This window comes from Pirellulales bacterium (assembly GCA_035499655.1).
In the GTDB taxonomy this organism is placed as follows: domain Bacteria; phylum Planctomycetota; class Planctomycetia; order Pirellulales; family JADZDJ01; genus DATJYL01.
The window spans coordinates 1-8,800 of record DATJYL010000054.1 but is presented as its reverse complement, the minus strand read 5'-3'; the positions used below and the strand labels follow the sequence as shown (position 1 = coordinate 8,800).

At 55.9% G+C, this 8,800-nt stretch carries 7 protein-coding genes; 6 read left to right on the top strand and 1 reads right to left on the bottom strand.

The genetic code is table 11. From position 1 onward, the window contains the following. Positions 1–156: 156 nt before the first annotated feature. Complete coding sequence (locus VMJ32_03605) at positions 157–1,464, bottom strand: transposase (GenBank protein ID HTQ38085.1); 1,308 nt, start codon at positions 1,462–1,464, stop codon at positions 157–159. A gap of 125 nt (positions 1,465–1,589) precedes the next feature. Between VMJ32_03605 and VMJ32_03600 the strand changes: the two genes are divergently transcribed. The 6 genes from VMJ32_03600 to VMJ32_03575 all read left to right on the top strand — a co-directional run bounded on the left by VMJ32_03600 (position 1,590) and on the right by VMJ32_03575 (position 8,580). Then, positions 1,590–2,090, top strand: a complete 501-nt coding sequence (locus tag VMJ32_03600) for a DinB family protein (GenBank protein HTQ38084.1) — start codon at positions 1,590–1,592, stop codon at positions 2,088–2,090. Positions 2,091–2,587: 497 nt separating this feature from the next. Then, positions 2,588–3,391, top strand: coding sequence for a hypothetical protein (locus tag VMJ32_03595; GenBank protein HTQ38083.1), 804 nt, complete (start codon positions 2,588–2,590; stop codon positions 3,389–3,391). After that, positions 3,388–5,004 carry a hypothetical protein gene (locus VMJ32_03590; GenBank protein ID HTQ38082.1) on the top strand — a complete coding sequence of 539 codons (1,617 nt, stop codon included), beginning with the start codon at positions 3,388–3,390 and terminating at the stop codon, positions 5,002–5,004. Before VMJ32_03595 ends, VMJ32_03590 begins: the two co-directional genes overlap by 4 nt. Before the next feature lie 243 nt (positions 5,005–5,247). Beyond that, a complete protein-coding gene (locus VMJ32_03585) occupies positions 5,248–6,645 on the top strand; it encodes a serine hydrolase domain-containing protein (GenBank protein HTQ38081.1) in 1,398 nt (465 codons plus the stop codon). Positions 6,646–6,851: 206 nt separating this feature from the next. Beyond that, on the top strand, positions 6,852–7,103 hold the full coding sequence (locus VMJ32_03580) for a hypothetical protein (protein HTQ38080.1): 252 nt from the start codon (positions 6,852–6,854) through the stop codon (positions 7,101–7,103). Between the two features lie 553 nt (positions 7,104–7,656). Further along, on the top strand, positions 7,657–8,580 hold the full coding sequence (locus tag VMJ32_03575) for a DUF1559 domain-containing protein (protein HTQ38079.1): 924 nt from the start codon (positions 7,657–7,659) through the stop codon (positions 8,578–8,580). Positions 8,581–8,800 lie beyond the last annotated feature (220 nt).

The window sequence follows — 8,800 nt, the reverse complement described above, 5'->3', positions numbered from 1 at the left end:
CCCACAACTCGTCTGGTAATAATTTACCTGCCATGGCCTTCATCCCTCCGTGATTCGACTTGATCCGAAACACAAAAGGACATCATATTGATCCCTACTCAACAACCAACGCAAGATTAGTTTTGTCCGGTGGCTCTAAGTTCAAGTTTCGCGGTTTTAGGCAGCCAACGAGGCGACCTGTTGTAAGGCTTGGGTGATTTTTCGGCTCCCTGGTCCTCGGAGGCCCAAGGTAGAAACTGCAGTGCGCAGAGTTTCGTGGCGTAGGGTATCAAGCATGTCGACGAAGGCTGGACCACGTTTGGAGCGATACCACGGACGCTGGGGAGGTTGCCACAAGCGATGACCATGAGCGGCGAACCACAACACGATCAGACTGTACAACAGCATCGCTACCGGCGCGGTGCGTTCCACGGCGCGGCGGGACCAGCCTTGCGGCTCTTCAAAGCCCAAGCGGCTTTTAGTCTCTTGGAAGGTTTGTTCGATGGCCCACCGCTGGGCGTACCAAGCCAGCACTTGCTCGGCGGTGGCATCAACGCAGGTGGAGTAAAACGCTTGCCTGGTTCGGCCGCCGGTAACCGGCTCGACGGCCACGATCCGCAATGTGCGATTAGCGTTGGCGTGCCAGACGCCCTGGACGTCAGCCAAGCGCACCCGATCATGTCGGCCATACAGCTTCAACTCCACCTGTCGGCAGCGGGCGTTCAACATCTGACGCGGGGTCGCCACCCGTGCACCGCGCTTCCGCGGTCGGCCATGGGTGCCCGGCTGGCGCATCGGCGGCCGATCGTACAGTCGCGCATCCAAGTGCAAGCGGCTGGTCAGATCACAGTTGGGCGGCAGAGGCAACAGCACGCTCTGCCCGCCGTAGAGACTGTCAGCCACGACGTGAAAACGCTTGTTTTTCCCCTGGTTGCACAACACCGTCAGCATCTCGACGGCCAGTTCCGGGCGAGTGCGATACACCCGCCGGGCACGCGGGGCCGCTTCGCGGTTCAAATACAACCGAAACAAGATCGGCAGACAAAAGTAACGGTCGGCCCGAAAGGGAAATCTTACCAGCACACCCAGCACCACCCAGCTATGGCCCCAATTCATCACGGCCGTCTTGCGTGTCGACAACAGCGGATCATGGTGCATGCCGGCGCCGAACACTTTCAAACCGCGTTTGCGGGCCAGCGTGTCGTCCAACGCCAGGGCAATGATTTCGCCCAGCCACGGCGCGATCAGATCGAACACTGCCAGACCGACGGCGTCGCGCGACCAGCGGGCCTCGGCAAAGAAGCGGTGAAAGGCCGAGTGGTGCTTTCGCCCCACCGCGCCCGCGGCCAGGATGATGCTGGTCACGGTCCGACGGGAAGCAAACATCCAACCGGTCGCCAACATCTGCAAGGTGTCAAACGAAGGTGCGGTCATCCAGATCGCCAGGGGTTGCAACCAAGCCAGGAAAGACGGTACAAGTTCCATCGCGTGAGCCTCCTTGCCCAATGTCCGTGGTGTGGAAACCAAGCATTGTGCCGGAGGCTCGCGTCGTTTACGTAGAGCAATTCAGCCCCTCAAAAAACCGCGAAACTTGAACTAAGAGATAATCAATGAAAACTATTGATTTTATTCGCAAAGGATTGGAAGGCAGCGCCCAGGGCGCTTTGCTCCTGATCGACGACATGAAAGACGCGCCGCTAACGTTTCCCACACCCCGCGGCGGCAATCATCCGCTGTGGGTCTTGGGCCACATGGCACATACGGAAGGGGAAGTGATTCAGCACATGATGCTCGGCAACGCCAACCCGGTGGCCCATTGGGGCGAACTGTTCGGCATGAAAAGCGAGCCCACCGCCGACGCCAGCCGCTATCCGGCCTTCGACGAAATCCGCGAAAAGTTTCTCGAACTGCGCGGCCAAACCATGAAACTGCTCGACTCCATGAGCGATGCCGATCTCGATCAGCCGCCGAAAGCGTGTCCGCCGCAAGTCAAAGATTTCCTGAACACCTATGCCCAATGCTTTCTGGTGGTCATTTACAACACCATGACCCACCGCGGCCAGGTGGCAGATGCCCGCCGCGCCGCAGGCCGTAAACCGCTCAGAATGTGAAAACGGCAGCCTTTTGGGTTTGGTCTCTTAGCACTTTCCTAGCTAGCCGAATATCTCGATGGACAGAACTCGCTAGCAAAGCCACCTTGACACCGCGCTTTCCCACAGTCGCCCTTGTCCGCTCGCTCAAGAATCGATAGCTTTCCGCCCCTAACGGCGCAGGCGGCTAATCTTGGCGATCGTACTCTGTTGGCGGTGCGGTTCAACCGTTTGCCGCCGTGGTTGTGATTGGAGCTCTAGTCCGAGTTCTTTCGTCGAAGGAAATATGGCTATCGGAACCGGAGGTCTCCATGACGGGCAATGGAAATGATTCTCCTCATTTTTCCACTGCGGAGTCCTGGCTGAATTGGCGATTCGGTCGGCCCGCGGTCCGCTGGCTTGCAATTGCATTAGCCAGTGGCAGCACGCTGGTTGGCGCACTCGCTTGCTATTTACCAGGGAAGACAAAAATCTGGCCTTTCAGCTTGTGCGTCACAAATCCGCTCAAAGCTTTTTTTGTGGCGCTCGTGGCCCTACAAGTTTGGAGTCTCGCCACTCCCCAGATTCATGCCGCCGCGCGGCGATATCTGGGTGCATCAGTTTGGCGGCTGGCTTTTTTTGTGTGGGGAACCTTGTTCGGACTGGCCGCCATCATTGGTATTGTCCGGATCAATTTGAATTGCCAGGCTGTACCCCCTTCGCTCTTACCAGATCCTGCGTGGGCCTCTGCGATTTCATTCATCCTTCTGGCGCCGACATTTACCACGCGTGATCCGCGACCTGCACTGCGGGCATTTCTCGAGCGACTGATCGCCCAATGGATTAGCTGGAACTGGCGAGCACGGATGGTGCTATTGGCTTTTTGCCTCAATATTCTCCCCCTGGTTTATTCCGTGGGCACGTACTGGAAACGAGCCAGCCAGCAATATTACTTGCACAATCCGGCGATGCCCGTCTGGCAACTTGCCGATGGCACGTGTTCTAACTTGGATCATTTCTGTCAGCAGTGCCGCGCACAAATTCCTCCAAACGCCAACATTTTATATCACGGTCCGAATGACGGTTTGGTGATGGCGTATGAACTTTACCCGCGTCGATTGTACATGCTCCCTTACGAACAGCGAAATTTGTGTGAATATTGCTGGTGTTTGGAAAAATGGTGCAGGGGAATGGCGCCCGATCCGCTCGACATCGTTTGGAAATGGGATCCGCCGATTCCTGACGTTCCCGAAGATCAATTCGTTCGAGAACATCATATCACGTATGTGGTCAACTACGACTACTTTAATCCCGCTAATACTAGCATTCTGCCGCTCCAATGATATTTGCTGTTTCCGGGTTCACCATGCATTTGCTGCCGCTGCTGGCCGCCTTGGCGGTCATGACCGGAGCCGGAAGCCTGCTTGCCCGTTGGCTGCAAACGCCGAAATTGGCAATCGCCCCCCGGCAATCCCTGTCTTTGGCGTCTGCCCGCAGTGCCTGGGGTTGGCGATATCTGCTGGGTGTCGCGCTGGTGGGCATTCTGTTGCAGTTGCCGCTCCTGGTCGATCAAAAAATCACTCACCGCAGTTACTTGGGAGCGATCGCATTATGCGCCGCCATGACCATTGCGGAAGTGGTGCTCCGGTGGCGAGAGCGTCGGCAAGCACTTGCGGCGAAACAGCCCCGGCAGGGCCGGCTCGGCTGGATCGGCCAGCTTTCGCCCCTGCCGCGAGTTCTTGTGGTGCTTTGCTTGGCAATTTTCGCCTGGTTTGCCATGGTCGAATCGCCAATCACCTTCGACGCCCGCGCAATTTACGGCCGCAAAGCGCGAATCTTGTACGATACCGGGGATCTCCATTCCGAAGATTTTCATGACCCCGATCAGTTGCATTTCCACCCCGATTATCCCTTGCTGATTCCCTTGGTCGAGGCCACCTTAGATTTCGTTCAAGGCTCGCAACAAGATCTTGGAATGCAGTTGTTGTTCGCGGGTTTTGTGCTCGCCATCGCTTCCATCCTGGTTGAGGAAATCCGCCGCTTCGAACCACCGGATCGAGCGGCGATGTGGGGCGCTGCCTTTCTACTATTGCCCTACTCGATCATGCCCAACGAAGGCGCCGGCCTCAGCGGTTCAGTCGACTATGCTCTGGCGGCATTTGTCACGGCCGGATTAATCGCCGCCGGTCGGTGGTTGGCCGCCCCACACCCGCGCACAGCAATCTTAGCAGGCCTGATGTTGGGAGCCGCGGCACTCATCAAGCAAGAAGGAACCATTTGGGCAGTCGTGTCAGCGGGGACATGGTTCGTTATCATGCTGTCGCAGCGAATTCGACCATTGCTTCCACGGTTCTTGGCAGCGGCTGGAATGTTGGGAGCCGCCTTTGGGTGTGTGTTGATCGCGTTAGTTAACCGGCGCGGAATTTCGCCGTCTCCCTACATGCGCACTTTTTCGGAAGCAATGCATTGGGAGTGGATTGTCCAAACGTTGACCCGCCTTCCGTTCATTGCCAAATTTGCCGCCAAAGAATTGGTCTCGACTAAAACATTTGAATTCGTTGTGCCCTTCGTCGCAGCGGCTCTGCTACTTTTGTCACGCTCACGGCCTCCAGCAACCGTGGTATTTTGGAGAGCCGTCGTTCTATTGATAGCCTTGGTTTATTTGGCAATTCTCATGATTACGCCGTTGCATTTGGAGTACCAATTGCGGACCGCGTTTTCTCGTTTGACCGTACACATTCTCCCTTTGTTTCTGTTGATTGGCGCAGAGCAATTGGCAGCCTCGGGTTGGAGTCGTCAGCTCCAATGGATCTTCACCGGCAAATCATCTGACCCAGCTCCATCGGTGCACATCGAGCATTCTGATGACCAAGCCGGCGGCGAGCAAACGGAAGCAACTCCACCATTGGCACCGCCATTGCCGAACCAAAGAAAATCAATTCGGCGCGCCGCGTAAGCGACTCCTCCGGGGCATCTGGCTTGCTTTTGGATTGCCATTGTGCTTGCCCTCGATTGGTGCCGTCGCTTTCCTAAAACTATCGGGCTTGCCGAAAGATTTCTACTGCCTGAGAATTCAAGCAGATGTCTATTGCGGCGGAGCGCATTCACATCTCTGGCGGAGTAAAACATGTTGTACCGAAGCGGAAGTTACCGTAGGACCAGTGCCAAAGCATTTTTCAACATTGGATTAGTCTGCACTGTGACGTTCGGAATTAGCGAAGAAATATCGCCCTGTGCCGTGGCTCAAATGTCGCAAACCCCCGTAGCCCAAATCCAAGAACAACGGGCAGCCGAGGCTCAAGTGCAACGTGTGGCCGAACAAATTCCAGTCACGGGCGAAATTCTGCCCGGCAGCGAAGCGCTCGACCGCTTAGACGACGTGGTGAAGCAAATTCTTGCTCGTCACCAAGTGGCCGGGGCCGGCGTGGCGGTCACACGCGGCGGAAAACTGATTGTCGCCCGGGGCTACGGCTGGGCCGACATCGAAGCGCATGACCCGATGCAGCCCACCACGCTGGTTGGCTTGGCCAGCGTCAGCAAACCGATCACCGGCGTCACCATATTGAAACTGGTCGAACAGGGCCGGCTCCGTTTGGACGACCATGTATTCCCGCTGTTGGGCGAGTTGCGTGCCCCGCCGGAGAAGCAAGTCGATCCGCAATTGAAAGAAATCACTGTTCGCACGCTGCTGGAGCACGCCGGCGGTTGGGATCGCTCGAAAAGCGGCGACCCTTGCACCTTCGGTCAGAAAGTTCATACCGAACTGAACGTGCCGCTGCCCATTACGATCGATCAGCTCATTTATTACATGAATGGCCAGCCGTTCGACTTCGCTCCCGGCACCGAGCAGAAGTATTCCAACTACGGCTTTGCGATTTTGGGGCGAGTCATTGAGCGAGTCACCGGGCAGCCCTACGTACAATACGTGGAGCAAAACACACTCGGCCCAATGGGCATTCGCGGCATCAAAATGTCGAATGTCGGCCGGCCCGACAATGACGTTGGATATTTGCAGAACGAGGCCAAGCGATATATCGCCGGCACGACGAAGGCCCTGCCACTGGGTAAAAATCCTGCGGCAGCGCCGGCAGGCGGCTGGAGCGGCTCGGCCGTCGCGCTGGCGCGATTTCTGACCGCTGTCGACGGCACACGCACCGGCAAAACTTTCTTGGATCCCGCCACGATGCAAGAGATGCTCGCCCGACCCGAACCGCCTTTGCAAATTCGCAAAAATGGTGGCTGGTTTGGTCTGGGCTGGGACACCGTGCGCGAAATGCCCAATTGGCCGTTCCACGACGAGCCTATTGACGATAGAGCCGCGACCATGAGGGAGCGGGATCGCGGCATTGCCAACTTGGCCTATAGCAAAAACGGCGGCCTGCCTGGCATTTCGACGTGGATTCAACACTTGCCCGGCGGCATCGATTGGGTCATTTTATTCAACAGCTCGAAACCGACGGCCAAGCCGGAGGAAACCGAGCATCCCGCCGACGCCCCGCAAGGCAACGCGTTGCAAGACGCGCAGAAAGAAGTGGTCGAGCTAATCCGCAATATCAACGATTGGCCCCGCGGCGATCTGTTCGAAAAATACCGCTAGCTCGCGATTTCTTGGGGTCGTAGCCAATTTATTGGTAGTGGGTCAGTCTAATCAGCCTGCCCTTTTTAGGCCGCGTGTTGTAATGCAACATCGAACCGACACCCGCCCCATACGCTACAATACGGGGATGAAGAGCAATAATTCGAGCCGCATAGCGAATAATCTAATTATCACCTGTCCCTTCAAATCCCGTCTCGGAGGTTACTATGGGCGACCTTCTAACCAGACTGAGCAATCCAGATAGTATTATGTTGCTCATTTTCGGCGGTGCTATCCTGTTTGGCCTGGTTGCCATTGCTGGAAGCATTGCAATTAAAATCGTTAAGTCGAATAACGAAACAAGGCTCAAGCAGGAAATGCTCGCCCGCGGAATGTCTGCGGATGAGATAAGGGCGGTGCTAGAAGCCGGCACTAAACCACCAGCCATTAAAATTGCCTGGAAAAAGCAATTCCCATGAAACTCCGCTTTACCGGAACATGAAGAAGCTAATCGCTTGGTTAATTGCCGTCCTCATGATGGTGATTTTGGGAATGACGCTAGGCCTGATATATGTGGGATTTGCTTCGGCCCTTGTTTACCTTCCGCTACAGATATGTGCCCTCGCAACAGGGAAGTGGAAATGGCGAGTGGCTTCGCTTTTTCCGATTTTGATAATGGTTCCAGTCTATGCAAGCACTTACCAAGGGTGGGTACGACACAGCAATCTCTGGCCTGTCGCGATGATCTTCGCCAGTCCGATTGCAGTCCTTTTACTTGTAGCACTACTTGTGGCTCGTTACCCTGGCAGTTGAAGTAAATCCATGCCTCTCTACTTCAATCCACGCTCAACTCCCGTGCCAATTCGCCCTAACGGCTAAGGTCCATTTCTTTAAGACACTACCAATTTATCTCGCGATTTGACCGCCTCCCGCCGCGTCCGCTATATTATGGGCTGATCCTGCCCACCTGACTCCGCACTGCAGTCACCCACCCCGCGGAGTTCGCCATTTGCCGCTGCAAAGGAGTTCATCATGCGCCACGCGTATCGGGGCTTTACGCTGGTCGAGTTGTTGGTCGTCATCGCCATCATCGGCATTTTAATTGCGTTGCTCTTGCCCGCCGTGCAAGCGGCGCGCGAGGCTGCCCGACGCAGCGAGTGCCAGAATAATCTCAAGCAAATGGGCCTGGCTGTACAATCGCATTTAGATGCCAGAAAACTGTTCCCGCTGGGCCGCAATCAATACGATCAGTATTCCGTTTCTTGGGCCTACTACTTATTGCCCTACATGGAAGAAAACGCCATGTACACCGCTTACAACAACGGTGTGCGCGACGACGATGCCGCCAATACCCAAACCATGCGCACGCCGCTGCCAGTGTATGCCTGCCCCAGCAGGCGGTCGGCGGCCGCCGATCGGAATTTCGATAACAACGATGCCGCTCCCCTGGTATTGCACGCCGCCACGTTGGGCGATTACGCGGCCAACGCCGGCTACGTTTACAACACCGGCATGACGACGGCCAAAGACACAACCGGCGCGGTCTACATTCAATTTGGCAATTATAATGCGGCCCAGGCCGGGCCGATTTTCAGCGGTTCGCGAATTGCCGTCCGCCATGTTACTGATGGATTATCAAAAACATTCGCCATTGGCGAACGTTACATTCCGCCTGTCCCCCCTGGCACCGCTGCCGGCATGGAAGATTACTCCCAAGGCGACACCGCCTTCATTTCCGGCGATCAGCCGCGCACCATTTTTGCCGGCACACAGGCCGGGCTTTCCACGGGACCAACCGACACCAACTCGGCGAAATTCGGCAGCTCGCATGTCGGCATTGTGCATTTCCTGTTTCTCGATGGGCACGTCAGCCCGATCGACGACACGATCGATCCAGTGCAACTGATGGCGCTCAGCACCATCGCCGGCGGCGAAAGCGTAACGCAGCAGAATTAAATGCTAGGTTTCATATCTTTTTTGCGACTTTGAGAGGAATGAATGCTACTTGGATGTCACTTGCCAAACATCTTGCATCTAAGAGCCACCGGACAAAACTAATCTTGCGTTGGTTGTTGAGTAGGGATCAATATGATGTCCTTTTGTGTTTCGGATCAAGTCGAATCACGGAGGGATGAAGGCCATGGCAGGTAAATTATTACCAGACGAGTTGTGGGAC